Origin of the sequence: Flavobacterium okayamense, from assembly GCF_019702945.1 — a bacterium.
GTDB classification, from domain to species: domain Bacteria; phylum Bacteroidota; class Bacteroidia; order Flavobacteriales; family Flavobacteriaceae; genus Flavobacterium; species Flavobacterium okayamense.
The window spans coordinates 1,870,436-1,887,209 of the sequence record NZ_AP024749.1 but is presented as its reverse complement, the minus strand read 5'-3'; the positions used below and the strand labels follow the sequence as shown (position 1 = coordinate 1,887,209).

General features: G+C 31.0%; 17 protein-coding genes. 9 read left to right on the top strand and 8 right to left on the bottom strand.

Going from position 1 to position 16,774, the window contains the following annotated elements:
- Position 1 precedes the first annotated feature (1 nt).
- A complete protein-coding gene (locus KK2020170_RS08740; RefSeq protein WP_221257953.1) occupies positions 2-643 on the top strand; it encodes a hypothetical protein in 642 nt (213 codons plus the stop codon).
- On the opposite strand, the gene KK2020170_RS08735 is transcribed toward KK2020170_RS08740, so the two are convergent.
- From KK2020170_RS08735 to KK2020170_RS08715, 5 genes are all read right to left on the bottom strand, one after another.
- A complete protein-coding gene (locus KK2020170_RS08735; RefSeq protein ID WP_221257952.1) occupies positions 640-1,296 on the bottom strand; it encodes a TrmH family RNA methyltransferase in 657 nt (218 codons plus the stop codon). The two genes, KK2020170_RS08740 and KK2020170_RS08735, sit on opposite strands and share 4 nt — an antisense overlap.
- A gap of 29 nt (positions 1,297-1,325) precedes the next feature.
- Positions 1,326-3,545 (bottom strand): TonB-dependent receptor, encoded by a 2,220-nt coding sequence (locus KK2020170_RS08730; RefSeq protein ID WP_221257951.1) that lies wholly within the window; start codon positions 3,543-3,545, stop codon positions 1,326-1,328.
- Between the two features lie 7 nt (positions 3,546-3,552).
- Entirely contained in the window at positions 3,553-4,860 is a 1,308-nt protein-coding gene (locus tag KK2020170_RS08725) for a tetratricopeptide repeat protein (protein WP_221257950.1), read from the bottom strand.
- Between the two features lie 87 nt (positions 4,861-4,947).
- The gene (locus KK2020170_RS08720) at positions 4,948-5,493 is read right to left on the bottom strand and encodes a DUF4331 family protein (protein ID WP_221257949.1); all 546 of its coding nucleotides are present in this window, start codon (positions 5,491-5,493) and stop codon (positions 4,948-4,950) included.
- Positions 5,494-5,512: 19 nt separating this feature from the next.
- Positions 5,513-6,160, bottom strand: a complete 648-nt coding sequence (locus KK2020170_RS08715; protein WP_221257948.1) for a DUF4331 family protein — start codon at positions 6,158-6,160, stop codon at positions 5,513-5,515.
- A 113-nt stretch (positions 6,161-6,273) separates the two neighbouring features.
- Between KK2020170_RS08715 and KK2020170_RS08710 the strand changes: the two genes are divergently transcribed.
- Positions 6,274-6,807 (top strand): RNA polymerase sigma factor, encoded by a 534-nt coding sequence (locus KK2020170_RS08710; RefSeq protein WP_221257947.1) that lies wholly within the window; start codon positions 6,274-6,276, stop codon positions 6,805-6,807.
- Positions 6,800-7,600, top strand: a complete 801-nt coding sequence (locus KK2020170_RS08705; protein WP_255567300.1) for an anti-sigma factor — start codon at positions 6,800-6,802, stop codon at positions 7,598-7,600. The genes KK2020170_RS08710 and KK2020170_RS08705 overlap by 8 nt, the downstream gene beginning before the upstream one ends.
- Positions 7,601-7,669: 69 nt before the next feature.
- Here KK2020170_RS08705 and KK2020170_RS08700 read toward each other — a convergent pair whose 3' ends face one another.
- Positions 7,670-9,136, bottom strand: coding sequence for a hypothetical protein (locus tag KK2020170_RS08700; protein WP_221257946.1), 1,467 nt, complete (start codon positions 9,134-9,136; stop codon positions 7,670-7,672).
- A 62-nt stretch (positions 9,137-9,198) separates the two neighbouring features.
- Between KK2020170_RS08700 and KK2020170_RS08695 the strand changes: the two genes are divergently transcribed.
- The 5 genes from KK2020170_RS08695 to KK2020170_RS08675 all read left to right on the top strand — a co-directional run bounded on the left by KK2020170_RS08695 (position 9,199) and on the right by KK2020170_RS08675 (position 13,455).
- Positions 9,199-9,885 carry an SIR2 family NAD-dependent protein deacylase gene (locus KK2020170_RS08695; RefSeq protein ID WP_221257945.1) on the top strand — a complete coding sequence of 229 codons (687 nt, stop codon included), beginning with the start codon at positions 9,199-9,201 and terminating at the stop codon, positions 9,883-9,885.
- A 168-nt stretch (positions 9,886-10,053) separates the two neighbouring features.
- Positions 10,054-11,400, top strand: a complete 1,347-nt coding sequence (purB, locus tag KK2020170_RS08690; RefSeq protein WP_221257944.1) for an adenylosuccinate lyase — start codon at positions 10,054-10,056, stop codon at positions 11,398-11,400.
- On the top strand, positions 11,400-12,092 hold the full coding sequence (locus KK2020170_RS08685; protein WP_221257943.1) for a hypothetical protein: 693 nt from the start codon (positions 11,400-11,402) through the stop codon (positions 12,090-12,092). Before purB ends, KK2020170_RS08685 begins: the two co-directional genes overlap by 1 nt.
- On the top strand, positions 12,082-12,876 hold the full coding sequence (locus KK2020170_RS08680; RefSeq protein ID WP_221257942.1) for a hypothetical protein: 795 nt from the start codon (positions 12,082-12,084) through the stop codon (positions 12,874-12,876). The genes KK2020170_RS08685 and KK2020170_RS08680 overlap by 11 nt, the downstream gene beginning before the upstream one ends.
- A 72-nt stretch (positions 12,877-12,948) precedes the next feature.
- Positions 12,949-13,455, top strand: a complete 507-nt coding sequence (locus tag KK2020170_RS08675; protein ID WP_221257941.1) for a CAP domain-containing protein — start codon at positions 12,949-12,951, stop codon at positions 13,453-13,455.
- 146 nt (positions 13,456-13,601) lie between these two features.
- Here the strand turns inward: KK2020170_RS08675 and guaB are convergent, their stop codons facing one another.
- The gene (guaB, locus tag KK2020170_RS08670; RefSeq protein WP_221257940.1) at positions 13,602-15,074 is read right to left on the bottom strand and encodes an IMP dehydrogenase; all 1,473 of its coding nucleotides are present in this window, start codon (positions 15,072-15,074) and stop codon (positions 13,602-13,604) included.
- 129 nt (positions 15,075-15,203) lie between these two features.
- Here guaB and KK2020170_RS08665 point away from each other — a divergent pair, with 129 nt between their 5' ends.
- On the top strand, positions 15,204-15,890 hold the full coding sequence (locus tag KK2020170_RS08665) for a hypothetical protein (protein ID WP_221257939.1): 687 nt from the start codon (positions 15,204-15,206) through the stop codon (positions 15,888-15,890).
- On the opposite strand, the gene KK2020170_RS08660 is transcribed toward KK2020170_RS08665, so the two are convergent.
- A complete protein-coding gene (locus KK2020170_RS08660; protein ID WP_221257938.1) occupies positions 15,887-16,750 on the bottom strand; it encodes a hydroxymethylglutaryl-CoA lyase in 864 nt (287 codons plus the stop codon). The two genes, KK2020170_RS08665 and KK2020170_RS08660, sit on opposite strands and share 4 nt — an antisense overlap.
- Between the last annotated feature and the right edge of the window lie 24 nt (positions 16,751-16,774).

The window sequence follows — 16,774 nt, the reverse complement described above, 5'->3', positions numbered from 1 at the left end:
AATGAAGAATCTTACAACAACAACAACAATTATTATTATTATATTATTTATTTCTTGTAAAAAAGAAAATAGTATTCTTTCAGAAAAATTTCAACCAATTAACTATACTATCAAAAACAATTATATTGATAGTGTAGGAAAAAAAATAATTCCAAACTCTGACTATAAGTACTGGCAATATGCAAGTTATATTCAACATTATGGAGGAGAGTCAAAGCATATAATTTTAATTGAAGGAGGAGATTTAACGCTAAAAAATAAAATTGAAAAAGTTTTTAATCCTAGTCAAAATAGAGGATTTTTCACAGGTGGACATCCAAGCTATAGATGTAATTATGCCATAACTATTGATAATGACAACATAGTTCGTTTTATTGAAACAGAAGAAGAATTTAAATCTTTTTTAGGAAATATCGATAATATTGAAGAAGCTTTACTTTTAGCTAAAACTTATGGTTATAATTTAGATGATGATATTAAAGGTTCTGAATACAGAAAAATTAAAAATGGTTTTGAATTACATCTTATGAAATTTCATCAATACCCTACAAGTAAAGAATCTGTAGAAATTACTATCTTAAAAGATGGTTCTATTAAAACTAAAAGTTTAGGAATTTATTGTAAAGGATATGATTGTGATTAATTTTTTTCGTAGAACTTCTTCTCAATAAAATCAATATCTTTTATCGATTTACGGGTCCAATCGAGTTGTTTTTCAAATAATTCTTCTTCCGTTAATTGCCAATTAATAATTGATCGACGCAACCTCGCTGTTATATCTTGAATAATAATAGCTGCGGAAACTGAAATGTTCAAACTTTCTGTAAAACCAACCATTGGAATTTTTAAATAACCATCGGCTTGTTGCATTACTTCTTCTGAAAGTCCGAGTTTCTCTGTTCCAAAGAATATGGCCGAAGGCTTTGAAATATCAAAATCTTGCAAGTAACAAGAATCATCATGTGGAGTTGTTGCTATAATTTGGTAACCTTTTCCTTTTAAATCATCAATACAACTTTGAATCGTAGCAAATCGGTTTACATCTACCCACTTCTCTGCTCCTAGCGCTATTTCTTTATCAATCCTTTTTCCAAATCGTTGCTCAATTACATTCAATTCTTGAATTCCAAAAACTTCGCAGCTTCGCATCACAGCACTCGTATTGTGCAATTGATACACATCTTCCATGGCTATGGTAAAATGTTTGGTACGATTCTGTAAAACGCGTTTAAAACCCTCTTTTCTGTTTTCAGTAATAAAACCTTCTAAATATTCAAGTAATGCTTCATTGTTCATAGGTTCAAAAATAACAAACCCGTGAATAATTAAAAACTATAAGTAACTTTTATTTTAGCAAAAAACGGAGTTCCTGGCGTAAAATGAATCTCTTCAACAGGTTGAGATTCGTTTTGAAGTTGAGATTCTGTTAAAAATTGTGTTTCATTCCATTCAGTATCAAACAAATTTTGAATAATTAATCCAACGTTGAAACTTTTTGAAAGTTGGTAATTCATATTCAAATCGGTTACAAAATAACCTTCCGCAATTATCGAATTATCTTCATTTGCGGGTCGGTCTCCCAAATAACGATATTGTATACTACCCGAGAAACGTTTGTAATTTCTAACACTAATTCCACCAACAGATGTCCATTTTGGAGCTAAAGGAATATAATTTTGTCCTGAAGGTTCATCAACACTTCTTGCTAAAGAATAATTAGAATCGAAATCAAAGAATAAAAAATCGTTTAATTGATAGCGCAAACCTAAATCTACACCATATCTTTTTGATTTACCTGAAGGTTCCACTATTCCAGCATCTCCAACATAAACAAATTCTTGTTCTGAAAACAATGTCCACAATGCAGAATTAATAATTAAGTTATCTGTTGGTTTTAAAATAACACCTAAATCGGCACCATAAGCACTTGGTAAAACATCTTTATTTTGTTGTAACACAACACGAGTATCATTAGAATGAAAACCAATACCTGTTTTTAGAAAATAAACCACTTTTTCGTTTTGCGCATAACTGAAATTCAATTTAGGTAGTAGTTTAGCTTTATCATTTGAAAGCGTTTTATAATTTGGATTCAGTTTATCTTGATAATTGAATTTAAAATATTCTAAACGCAATGCTGGATTTATGGTAAACTTGTTGAATTTAAAATCGGCATTAAAATATCCGAACAAATTCGATTCTTCAATATCGCCTAGTTGTTTGTATTCTAAAACTTCGTTTCGATTTAATGTATGAGAAAGCTCAATATCTTTGTTTGAGTTTATTTTAGCACCAATTCCTGCTTGCCAACTCAAATTAAAACTTTCAAAGATTTGGTTTTTTCGATATTCTGAATTAAAACCATATAATGTACGGTCTTCTTTTTGCTTAATTTGATCACCATTTATTGGATCTTCTAAAAAGAACGTAAAATTTGAAAACAAGGTAAAATCATATTTTGAAAAATAAACATTTGATTTAATCGAACTATTTTCATCTAATTTTTTATCAACATTTAACGATAGATTAGTTCGTGAAGTAAATCCGCCTTCGGTATCATCTACTGCACCAAAACGACTTATCGTTCCATCATTTACTAATCGCATAGGAATTTGACCTGAAGCATCCCATTTACTTTTAAAATGAGAAGCTATTACACTCAATTTAGTTCTATTGTCTAAGATGGTAGTATATTTTCCAAATAAGTTGAAACGGTTAAAGTTTTGAGGTGATTCAAATGGTCCATCCGTTAGAATATATTCGGTCGCTATATACGCATTTGATTTGGTAGTATTACCTAGTAAATCAAATAAACCAACTGTTCTTATGGTGTTAAACTGCCCTGCTTCTATACTCAATTTACTAGTATCTAATTTATCTTTAGACGAAAAGTCGACATAAGCAGCAGTGGCAAAATTTCCTTTTGATGCATAATATGGCCCTTTTCCAAAATTAATGTTTTCAATTGTTTCAGGAATTACAAAATGTAAATCGGCATACCCTTGTCCGTGAGCATGAGAAGGCATATTAACTGGGATACCATCTGATGTGATGGATACATCTGTACCATGATCAATATCAAAACCTCTTAAAAAAAGTTGTTCTGCTTTTCCTCCACCTGCATGTTGACCTATAAATAAACCTGGAACTTTTCTAAGTATCTCTTGAGATGAATTCACAGGATTTGTGGTTAAATCTATTTTTGTAATATTAGAATTAATATCAATGTTGGGGCTTAAAATAATTTCTGATAATCTAAAAACATCTTCTTCTAAAACAATTTGAATTTTTTCTGATAGTGATGCTACTATATAATTACTACTTTTATAACCTAATTTTGAAAATTTTAATGTATCGTTAACCGCAACATTACTTAATATAAAGTTCCCAAATTCATTACTGTGAGCATGTGTAGATGATGATAAATTATAAATATTTACATCTACAATAGGGTTTCCGAAAGTATCATTAATTGTGCCTTTAATCTCTTGACTTTTAGCTAAGAAAGAGATTGATAAAAACGAGATTAGTAAGAAGTGTTTCATTTTTTGCTTAAATATTCTTGATTTGGCTTTCTAAATTTGGTCCTAGTTCATATAAACTTTCTAAAAGTTCCTCTTTGTTTGAGTTCTCTTTTGTAAGTTTATTATTCGCTTTCAAAATTAATTCATTATGAAATAATATTGAAGGTTCATGTGATTTATTAATGGTAAAATCTCTTGCAATTTCATAAGCTTTTTCAAAATCTCCTAAGTTATAATAAGACCAAGCTAATAAATCATACGATTCAGGTGTTGGTCTATTGTTAATTTCAATTTGTGCGATTTCTAATGCTTGATTTTTTTTATCTGAAAATTCATTATATAATAAAACATTATACTTGTTATACATATCTCCATAATTGTTTTTACTCAATAAGTCCAAGTACTTCTTTATAGCATTCTTACTTTTAAGATCATTATTTTGAAAGTCATACACATCCGATTTAAAAAGATACAAATCTGGAGTTAAATGCTTTTTTTCTATATAGTCTATAATTTCTAAAGATTTTTCTGGATTTCTGTCATTTGAAAAAGCTATCCAAGCAATTCCTTTTAATGCATACATATTATTTTTATCTAATTCTAGCGTTTTTAGATAATATGCATACGAATCTTCGACTCTATCAGCATGACCATAAAAATCAGCTAAGTTGGAATAAATCCATTCTTTTAGTTCTTGGTTCTTTGAGTTATCTGCTAAAACCATTGCTTTTTCCATAACTTTAATAGCATCGTCAAGTTGGCCAATATGATCGTTCCATTTAGCCAATCGGATTAAATAGTCAAAATCATTAAAATCTTGAATAATTGTCAACTGATTTTTAGCTAAATCAAAACTTCCTAGCTCCATGTAAACATCAAAAAGCATTTTTTGAGTATCTAATTTATTCTCACCAAGAACCAAAGCTTTGTCTAAATAAATTAATGCTTCTTTAAAACGATGTTGAGAAATATAGTTTCTTGCAATTGCTCTATGAATACTAGCTTTTTTATCTTTAACCCTAGCATTACATTCTAATAACAATTTTTCAGCTGTATATAAATTTTCAATATTTCCTGTAATTTCAAATAGCTGAGAATATAAACCCGCTAGTTTAATCAAATATGTATACTGATTAGAATTATTATCATATTTTTTCTGCCAGAAGTCAATATCTTTTTTTGCATTTTCTAGTTTTATATTCTTATCGTTTACCAAATAAGATTTATAGTCATTTTTTTTAGCTATTTCCATTTTATCTTGATCTGAGTTTGAGTTACAACTGATAAAAAAAGAAAAAAATAGAGTTGAAATGAAGTGTAATTTATACTTTCTCATGATTACCTATTTAAATGATTTAAGTAGTTAAAATAAAGAGCATCTTTGACGATGCCCTTTATTTACTTGGTTAAAGCAGTAAAAATTCTACCAAGGTGATGCTAAATACGGAAATGAAGATAAAAACGCTTTATCGTTTGCACTTACATTATCCGAAGTTAAACCAGCATTAGCTGTACCATCTGGTCCACCAAAAATTAATAATAATTCTACATCTATAACATCATCAGCTAAAGTTCTTCCTGTTAATACATTTGTACCGTCAAAAAAAGTTGTAGTTCCTGTAGTTGAAACACCTAATACGTCTGTTGCTAAAACTGTTGTAAAAGTTGCTGCATCTAATCCTAAAGCATTAGTTGTATAACCCGGATTTAATGCCATTAATTGAGTTTGAAATGCTGATTGATATGCTGCCCCCATGTTTGATGGAGTCGTAGTATTAAAATTGTCTTTATTTCCAGAACTGACGAAAACCGTATTAATTGCTGGTCTTCCCATTTGATCTTGTTGTGTATATGTTCCTGAAAAATCTGGACCATAATTCATGTTACTTGAATCATCATCGCTACAGCTAACGCCTAAAATAGCTATCATAAATGTTGCAACTAAAGTTTTATATTGTATTGCTTTCATAATTTTCTTTTTTTAAGGATTATTTTCTTTTTGTTTCTACCCAAGTATTTAATGTACCTGAACCACCTAGCATAGATTTAGGTACTTCAACAACAACCGACATAACATTTGTGCCGGCAAATGTATCTGTCCCTGGATTGTTAAAACTTGATGCATTTCCAGCTATAATTTCAGAATATTGTCCAAAATCAAAGAAGAAAGGATCGTCCCTTGGACCTGCAAAAAAACTTGCACCTGAAGATGTTGCAATTTGTGCTGATTGTCCATATTCAGTAATATCAACACTTCCAAGGGCTGCAGAAGTTTTTACAGTACTTGATGTACCTGGTGTACCTGGTGATACTGGTCCGAAAAAGTACATTTTTCCGTTTCTTGGCACAGCTTGAATAACTAAATCTTCAACATTATCTCCATTGTTGTCAATATTAAATTCTACCATAACATTTTCATCAAATGAAGCATTTGACGTTGCTGTTGGAGATAATAAGCCTTTTACATTGGCTACAAATACTAAATTATCAGTATTTGCTCCTTGAAAAGAGTAAAAATCTGTAATATCAGACGTTCCTCCTTGTACTGCAGGTGCATCAATGTGATCTGCTGCTACCAAAATTAGACCCACAATTCCGAAGAACGATAAACCTAAAAGTAATTTTGATTTTTTCATTTTTATTAGTTTTTTAATTTGTTATATGTTCATTTACGAGACAAAATCGATTTTGGTTTTAAAAAAATCAAAAAAAGTTTTTTTTTAATTCTTAAGTATTAACTTTACAACATATGGAACAAGAACAATTAGTCACTGCCTTATTGAAAAAAGACAATGAATCCTTCACATTGTTATACGATAATTATTCTAAAAGTCTTTATGGAATAATCTTTAATATGGTAAGAAATAAAGAAGAAGCAGAAGATATTTTACAAGAAGTTTTTGTTAAAATATGGAATAATATAGATTCTTATAATGAATCAAAGGGACGTTTATACACTTGGATGCTTAACATTACTCGAAACACAACCATTGACAAATTGAGATCTAAAGGATATAATAATTCTCAAAAAAACCTTTCTGTTGATAATTTCGTATATATGCTTGAAGACAATTCTTCAAAGTTGATAAACAAAATAGATGTATTAGGAATTAAAAAGTTTATTAATAAACTTAAACCACGTTGTATTCAGCTTATTGAATTATTGTTTTTTCAAGAGTACACCCAACAGGAAGCTTCTGATGAATTAGAAATTCCTTTAGGAACAGTGAAAACTCAAAGTAGAAATTGTATTAACGAACTTAGATCGATGGTAAATGAATAATGATGAAATGATGAACAGTAAAGATTATATAGAATCAGGAATTTTAGAACTTTATGTTTTCGGTAAACTTACTGAAGCAGAAAACATTGAAGTCAAAGAAATGGCAAAAAAACATCCTGAAATTCAAACTGAAATTGAAGCAATAGAATATGCAGTGCTTAATTTATCTAAAAGTGTTTCTCCTCACCTTTCGGCTACAAATTATTCGAAAATAAGAGAGAAAATTTTAGGTAATAGTAAGGTTATTCCATTGGTAAAAAAATCAAATTGGGCGAATTATATTGGTTGGGCTTCAGCTGCTGTACTAGCAATAGGTTTTGGTTACCAAATGTATCAAAACTCATTATCTACTACGACTATCGATAATTTAAACGCTGATAAATCAGAAATGCAAAAATCGATTGTAGATTTAGAATTTGACAAACAAGAAAAAGAAACTATTTTAGCTTTCATTAGAGATAACAATACCCAACAAGTAGCTTTAGGCGGACAAGAAGTAGCGCCACAAGCTTTTGCAAGAGCCTATTATAATAAAGAAACAAATGAAGTATATATCGATGCTTCAGGATTACCAAATCCACCAGAAGGAAAAGTGTATCAAGTTTGGGGTTTAAAATTAAGTCCGCTTACACCTAATAGTATAGGTCTTTTAGATGATTTTAATGCGAATAGTACTAAACTATTTAAAGTAGAAAAAGCGGAAGGTGCCGAAGCTTTCGGAATTACACTTGAGCCCGCTGGAGGTAGTGTATCACCTACTCTAGAACAATTATATACTCTAGGAAAAGTTTAAGTTTATACATTATATTAAAAAAGCCACTTTGTATAAAGTGGCTTTTTTAGTTTAGCTTTTAGAAAAATTTTATTTTCTTTCTAAATCATATTTAACTTCTTTACTTTCATTTGGTTTTAAACGATTAGGACCAATTGGAAATCTTACACCTACGTGTTTAGAATCTACAGTTCCATCTAGATTAACAGTATCTTTTCTATTAGCTACAATATTCCATGAAAAAGAGACATTAGAAGTTCCATTTTGTAATTCTTTAACCATAAAACCTTTATCAGTTTTTTCAGTTACATAAACTCCATTACAATCGCCTTCTAGTTGGATAAAAACTTTCATTGGGTGCTCTTCAGATACAAATATGTTTTGGGACAAAATAGGGTCTAATTCAATATAAGCAATTCCATTTTCTAGTTTTCCAGTACCAAAATCTTCAAAAAGAATTTCTGGTGTTTCAGTTGCGTGTAAAATTCTATTATTTCCTTCTTTATCTTTTACCATGGTAGAAACGTTTCCTCCACCTAAAACTTTATAAGAAGTATTGTTATTTCTTGCTCCTACAAATACAAAATCTGAATTTGATGTATTAGCATCAAAATAACCACCATACGTAACATCTCTTCTAGCTGCTGGTCCAGTAAAATAATCAAAATCTTTACCTGCAATTCTTGCAAATGGTCCATTACTAGTCGATAAGTTATCGTCTTGATCGTATTCAAAATATGCCGAATAATAATCATTATTACCAGTTTTACCTACTCCTCGTACATGTAAACCTGTAGTACCTTGACCAGATAATCCAACAGATTCTCCAGGAAGTTCAGTAAAAGTAGTTCTACCCGCAACTCCTAAAACTCCCATTACTGTATTAGTGCTATTTGAAGCAAGACTTGCACTTATACCAATTACACCTCTACCACCATCAGGATCTAAATTTCCTCCATCAATAACAAATTGAGTATTGTTTGCATTCAAAGCTCTTATTGTTCTTGGTGAGTTTTGGCTATTAGCAAAAATTCCTATTTGCGTTCCTGATGGTATAACAGTTGTTAAAGTATTAGCAATAGGATTTGTAGTATTTCCTATAATAACTTCACCCGTACTTTTAGTAGTTACTCGCAATTGGTTATTTGTTCTTATTTGTAAATCTCTAGCATCAGTTGTTCCTAAAAAATTAGTTCCTGGAGTAGTTCCTGAATTACCAAATAAAGACCAATAATCTAAATTTGGTGTTCCTGTATTGGAACGTAATGATATCCATTCTGTTCCAGACCAGTAATAAAAACCAGGCGATACTGCTGTTGCTCCAGCTCCGTTGGTTGAAGTATTGTAAACTAATACTCCAGTAGCTATTGGAGCTGGTCCTACTGGTGCTTGAATTACTGTAGAAGTTAATGCAACTCTCGGAATTAATAATCCTCTATTTGAACTTTCAATTTGAAGTTCGACTCCATTTTCAATATTAGTTGTTCCAATACCAACTTGGGCATAAAAACTCATAAAATAAAATGTGGTTAATAAAACAAATAATTTCTTTTTCATAAAGTGTACTTTTAGTTATTTTTATACCATATACGTAAATAAGTAAAAGCTGGTTTTAAAAAATGAAGAAAAAATTAGTTGTCTTAAGTGGCGCTGGAATTAGTGCCGAAAGTGGTATTAAAACATTTCGTGATGCCGATGGTTTATGGGAAGGTCACGATGTTATGGAAGTTGCTTCACCTCAAGGTTGGCACAAAAATCCAAACTTAGTTTTAGATTTCTATAATCAACGTAGAAGACAACTCAAAGAAGTACAACCTAATGCGGCACATACTATTTTAGGTGAACTCGAAGAGCATTTCGATGTTCATATCATTACGCAAAATGTTGATGATTTACACGAGCGAGGTGGAAGTACAAAAATTATTCATTTACATGGCGAATTGCGAAAAGTTCGTGGAGAACATTCTGAAAATGAATTAATTCATTGGGAAGAAGATGTAGAATTGGGATATAAAAACCAATTAGGCGAACAATTACGTCCGGCAATTGTTTGGTTTGGCGAAGCTGTTTATGAAATTGAACGTTCTATTCCTGTTGTGGAACAAGCTGATATCTTAGTCGTGATTGGAACTTCATTACAAGTCTATCCAGCAGCGGGATTAATGCATTATGCTAAACCGCATATTCCAGTTTATTATATCGATCCAAAACCAGCCACAATTTATGATTTACCTAATCCGTTGGAAGTATTTGCACTTTCTGCTACAGAAGGAATGAGGAAACTTCGTGATTTGTTGATTCGTTGATTTGTTTATTTGTCATGCTGAGCTTGTCGAAGCATCTTAATGAGATTTTTCACGTTGTTCAAAATGACAATAAAATTGAGTTTAAAACAAAAAACTCATAACTCATAACTCATAACTTACAACTATTCATTAAATTTGCACTTTCTTAAAAAAAACAACACAACAACAATGCAACAACTTACAGAATTAAACGCTATTTCACCAGTTGATGGTCGTTATCGTAGTAAAACTCAAAATTTAGCACCTTATTTTTCAGAAGAAGCTTTAATTAAGTATCGTGTTTTAGTAGAAGTAGAATACTTTATTGCGCTTTGCGAAGCTGGAATTCCTCAATTATCAGGTGTAGACAAGAACCTTTTTCCAGAATTACGTAAAATGTATGAGCAATTTTCTACGGAAGATGCGCTTTGGATTAAGGAAACCGAAAAAACTACCAATCACGATGTAAAAGCGGTGGAATATTTCATCAAAAGTAAGTTCGACGCTTTAAATCTTCAAGCATACAAAGAGTTTATCCATTTCGGGTTGACTTCTCAAGACATTAATAATACCGCGATTCCGCTTTCTACAAAAGAAGCTTTTACAAATGTGTACATGCCGAGTTTAATTTCGGTAATTCAAAAGTTAAAAGATTTATCGATTGAATGGAAAGATGTTCCAATGCTTGCTCGTACACACGGACAACCGGCTTCTCCTACTCGCTTAGGAAAAGAAATTTTGGTTTTTGTAGAGCGTTTAGAAGAGCAAATGCGTTTGTTATTCAATGTGCCATTTGCGGCTAAATTTGGTGGTGCAACCGGAAATTACAACGCACACAAAATAGCGTATCCAAATACCGATTGGAAAGTTTTTGGAACTAAATTCGTAGAAGAAAGCTTAGGTTTACACCATTCGTTTCCAACGACTCAAATTGAGCATTACGATCATTTTGCAGCATTTTTCGATGCTTTAAAACGTATCAATACGATTTTAATTGACTTAGATCGCGATATTTGGACGTATGTTTCTATGGATTATTTTAAGCAAAAAATCAAAGCAGGAGAAATTGGTTCGAGTGCTATGCCACACAAAGTAAACCCAATTGATTTTGAAAACTCAGAAGGAAACTTAGGTATTGCGAATGCTATTTTCGAACATTTATCGGCTAAATTACCGATTTCGAGATTACAACGCGATTTAACCGATAGTACGGTTTTACGTAACGTTGGTGTTCCTTTTGGACATACGATTATCGCTTTTGAAGCTACCTTGAAAGGGTTGAACAAATTGTTGTTAAACGAAGCTAAATTTGCCGAAGATTTAGAGAAAAACTGGGCCGTTGTAGCCGAAGCTATTCAAACGATTTTACGTCGCGAAGGTTATCCTAATCCATATGAAGCGTTGAAAGACTTAACAAGAACCAACACGGTTATTAATAAAGAATCGATTCATGCGTTTATTGAAACCTTGAATGTAAACGATGACATTAAAAACGAATTGAAACAAATTACACCAAGTAATTATTTGGGGATTTAATGAATCAATCTGAAAAAATTACTTTAATAATTTTCGGAACAATCTATTTGTCTATAATTGTATTTACAATTTTAGTTCATCTAAAAAAAATTGTAATTACAAAAGTAAGTTTTAAAAGAATACTCAAATTAAATCTTTTAGTTTCTTTTATAATTCTTACTTTATTGTTAACCTTAAATTATGTAAATTTTATTGATTACGAAAAACCAATTCCTTACAAAGAAATTAAACGTATTTCGTTTAAAAACTTTAGAGGCTTTGAGTTTTTTAAAAAAGAACTTTATGGAAATAAATATTTCGCGTATGTTTATACTTCTATAGATTATGAAATTAAGAAGGATAGTATTGATATCAATGCTTATTTTCATCCTTCCAAATCTTTTGTTTATGACAAAGAATCTAAAAGTAATGATTTATTAACACATGAAATATATCATTTTAAAATTACCGAAATTTACGCCCGAAAAATTAGAAAGGAAATAATTGAAAACAAGATTAATAATAAAAATCAAGTTGATAAGATTATTTCAAAAAATCTAATTTTAGAAAACGAATTTCAAGAGAAATATGATTATGATACATTTCATAGTTATGTTCTTAAAGAACAAAAGAAATACGAACAAATCGTAGATAGCACACTAAATAGTTTAAATAAATATAAAGATTCAAAGATCAAATTTTATGAAAAATAAAATCGTAAAAACCATTACCTTTTTAGTTATAATAGTTTTATTTTCAAATTGCGAAACTAAAACTCATGATTTTCCACCACTTGATAAAAGATATTGGACAGTTGAAGACTTTGAAAATGCTGTTAATGAAATCATGTACAATTATAAAGTTGAGGAAGAGATACCAACTTTTAATAATCCTGAAACAGCTCAAATTTTAAATAAAATACTTGATACAAATAACTTTAAAGTAATTTTAAGCGATGAAGAATTAGGTTTAAAATACAGAAGCGAAGTTGGAGAAAGATTTTTTCAATCTTGGAGAAATATTAGCAATCGCTATAGTAATTTAGATAGAAAAGATAAATATATTTATGAAAATGAACACATTGCTGTAAATAATTTCGGACTAGAATTACAGCTTTATTATTTCAAAATTGGAAATGATGAAATAATAAGTAGCACGGAAGATCCAAATTCAAATAATGTAAAAGATGTAATTAACTCTAATGTAAATACCCTAATTAGTAACTATATTTTACATTTAGATGAAATTAATAATGAAAATTCATATAGTCAAGAAGGTAAAAAACAATTGGCTGAAAGAATAGACACGTATTTTTCTAAAGTTGTAAACGAATATCCAAACTCTAACTTTGATAATTTAAAAAGAAAATCAGAACTTTTTATTAAGAAAACAAATTCTTCTGAAATTAAAGAGTCTCTTGAAAAACTTATTAAGCTAATTGAATCAAAAAATAAAAAAGAAGAACAAGAATCTGATATTGAAGTTTCTGAAAATTAAAATAAAAATCCATTAGCAAACACTAATGGATTTTTTATTAATCATTGGTACAAAAATTGATACATTCATTTCATGAAAAACCTCATTGTATACCTTTTTATCTTAAGCAGTTTCATTTCTTTCGGTCAAGATGCTAAAATTGATGTGGCGTTATTAGAAACAAAAGTTTTCACTCTAATAAATAAATACAGAGTTTCTTTAGATGTAAAAGCCTTAGAAAAAGACGCTATTTTAGAAAAAGCTGCCAAAGACCATGCTGTTTACATTGCAAAGAAACAATCGCTAACGCACGAACAAAGTAACTCAAATAAAAAACTTCCTAAAGACCGAGTTTATTTTTATAAAGGAAACGATTTTGTTTTAGTTGGTGAAAATTTACTTTTTACGGGTATTAAAGACAAAACTTATACAGAAGAAGATTTAGATATTTTAGCCCATAAAATATTCGAACTCTGGAAAAATTCTGCTAATCATTTAAAAATAATGTGCAGTGAGAAATACACCTTTACAGGTTTTGGTTTTCAATTAGATTGGAACAATAAAAAACTATACGTTGCTCAAGTTTTTGGAGCAAAATAAAAATCCACTAACAAAAGCTAATGGATTTTTAAAAATATAGATAACTTAATTATTTTATTGTGATGTGACTTCTCGCCTCTCGACTCCGCTCGAGGTGACAACTCGAAGTAACAAACTGTTTACTGAACACTGCGACTGAAAACTAATTATCTTGAATAATTAGGTGCTTCTTTTGTAATGGTAACATTGTGTGGATGGCTTTCCCCTATTCCACTTGCGGTTAAACGTACAAAACGAGATGATTCTTGTAAGGTTGGAATGTCTTTTGCTCCGCAATATCCCATACCAGCACGAAGTCCACCAACGAATTGTAACATACTTTCGGCTAATTCACCTTTATACGGAACACGACCTACAATTCCTTCTGGAACAAGTTTTTTAACATCGTCTTCTACATCTTGGAAATAACGATCTTTAGAACCTTGTTTCATCGCTTCTACAGAACCCATTCCTCTGTAAGATTTGAATTTTCTTCCTTCAAAAATAATCGTTTCACCTGGTGATTCTTTCGTTCCTGCTAACATTGAACCTAACATTACACAATCTGCTCCTGCAGCTAATGCTTTAGGAATATCACCCGTATAACGAACACCACCATCTGCAATTACAGGAACGCCGCTACCTTTAATAGCAGCAGCCACTTCTAAAACCGCCGAAAATTGTGGGAAACCAACACCTGCAACAACACGAGTTGTACAAATAGAACCAGGTCCGATACCTACTTTAACACCATCGGCACCATTTTCAACTAAATATTGAGCCGCTTCTGGCGTAGCAATATTACCTACTACAACATCTAATTGAGGGAATTCAGCTTTTACTTGTTTTAAAACATCAACCACGCCTTTCGTATGTCCGTGAGCCGTATCAATAATAACCGCATCAACACCGGCAGCCACTAATGCTCCTGCTCTTTCAACAGCATCTGCAGTTACACCTAAAGCAGCCGCAACACGTAAACGACCGTATTGGTCTTTGTTTGCCGTTGGTTTTAAAGTAAGTTTTGTTATATCTCTAAAAGTAATTAACCCGATTAATTTAAAATCTTCACTAACTACTGGTAATTTTTCAATTTTATTTTCTTGTAGAATTTCTTCAGCTTGTGCTAAATCTGTTCCTTGTTTTGCAGTTACAAGGTTATCAGCAGTCATCACTTCTGTAATCGCTCTTTCGTTGTCTTTTTCAAAACGTAAATCACGATTGGTAACGATTCCTTTCAAAACATTGTTTTCATCAACAACAGGAATTCCACCAATGCTATATTCTTTCATCGCACGCTTAGCATCACCAACTTTAGCAGTTAAAGGTAAAGTTACAGGATCGATGATCATACCGCTTTCAGAACGCTTTACTTTTCGAACCTCAGCTGCTTGTTGCTCAATCGTCATGTTTTTATGTAAAACACCTATTCCGCCTTCACGAGCAATAGCAATAGCCATATCACTTTCGGTAACGGTATCCATTGCCGCCGAAATGATGGGAACATTTAATGTGATATTACGCGAAAACTTCGATTTTATACTTACTTCACGAGGAAGAATTTGAGAATAATTTGGGATTAATAGGACGTCGTCGTAGGTTAAGCCCTCACCTACAATTTTAGCAAGATGTGCTTTCATTGCAATTTAGTTGTTGTTGTTAAATTGCATGCAAATATACATCTTTTTTAAGACTTTGAAAAATTTTTATATGTTTGCACCATGCTAAATTTCAGCCTACTAATATTTGAGATTATAATTATTGCCGTAATGATCCTTTCAATGCACGGAATGCGCCGCCAAATTGGTTATGGTGTTTTATATGTTTTTGTGGGAGCTTTACAATTTTTTCAAACGCTTTTAGTATCAAATGTATATGATAATGATTTTTTAGGCTTTAAATTTTCACCAGGTTCTACAATTTTTTATACCGCAACATTATTTGTTATTTTCCTTACATCTTATACTGAAAATCTTATCAAAACGAGAGGTCTTATTTATGGATTATTAATTTCGAATATAGCTATAACACTATTTTCTCACTTTTTATTAATTCATTCCGAAACTGATGATCAATCAAATAGTGTTTTTCTTGAGGAACTTCTAAACTTTGAACTAACATTATTTTTAATTGGAACTAGTTTGCTTTATATAGAAGGAATGCTAATTGTAATTTTATATCAAATTTTAGAATTAAAGCTTCCTAAAATCCCATTATTCTTTAAGTTGCTACTAACTATGTCTATAGTGTGTTTATTTGATTCCGTGTGTTTTTACACGTTCTTCTATTTTAATGTAGAAAATTATGAAGATTTGATGTTAGGAAATATTGTTGGTAAGCAATTAACTGTAGTGATTTTTACTTTCTTCTTCTACTTTTATTTAACACAACTTGCTAATTTAAAAACAAGAAAACCTAAATCTGTCAGAGAAACTTTGAAAGTATTTACTTTTTAATGGTACACATTAAAAATCTTTAATGCTTCGTTATACGAACTTTCAAAACTCATTGCGTGACAATTCGTATCAATTTTATTTGAAGTAAAATACGACAACATTTTTTCGGTAGGCATATTACCCGTTAAATCGTCTTTTGCCATAGGACAACCCCCAAAACCTTTAATTGCACCATCAAAACGTTTACAACCTGCTTTGTAAGCTGCGTCAATCTTTTCATGCCAAGAATCAGGTGTTGTGTGTAAATGAGCTCCAAACTCAATTTCAGGGTATTTCGTAATTAAATTTGAAAATAAATAATCAATCACTTCAGGCGTTGAACTTCCAATAGTATCTGAAAGAGATAAAATTTTTACGCCCATTTTGGCTAATTTCTCTGTCCATTCGCCTACAATTTCTACATTCCAAGGATCACCATAAGGGTTACCAAAACCCATGGATAAATAAGCTACCACTTCTTTATTGGTTTTATTTGCAATTTCTAAGATTTCTTGCAATGTAACAATAGATTCAGCAATGGTTTTGTGCGTATTACGCATTTGAAAGTTTTCGGAAATAGAAAATGGAAAACCTAAATATTGAATTTCTTTATGAACGGAAGCTAATTCAGCTCCTTTAGTATTCGCTATAATAGCCAATAGTTTGCTTTGAGTTTGAGATAAATCAAGCTGAGCCAAAACTTCAGCAGTATCTACCATTTGCGGAATTGCTTTTGGAGAAACAAAACTTCCAAAATCGATAGTATCAAAACCTACACGCAATAACGATTGAATGTATTGCACCTTTTTTTCGGTTGGAATAAAATCTTTAATGCCTTGCATCGCATCACGCGGACATTCGATAATTTTGACTTGGCTCATAGGTTTCAAAAGTACTAAAAGAAA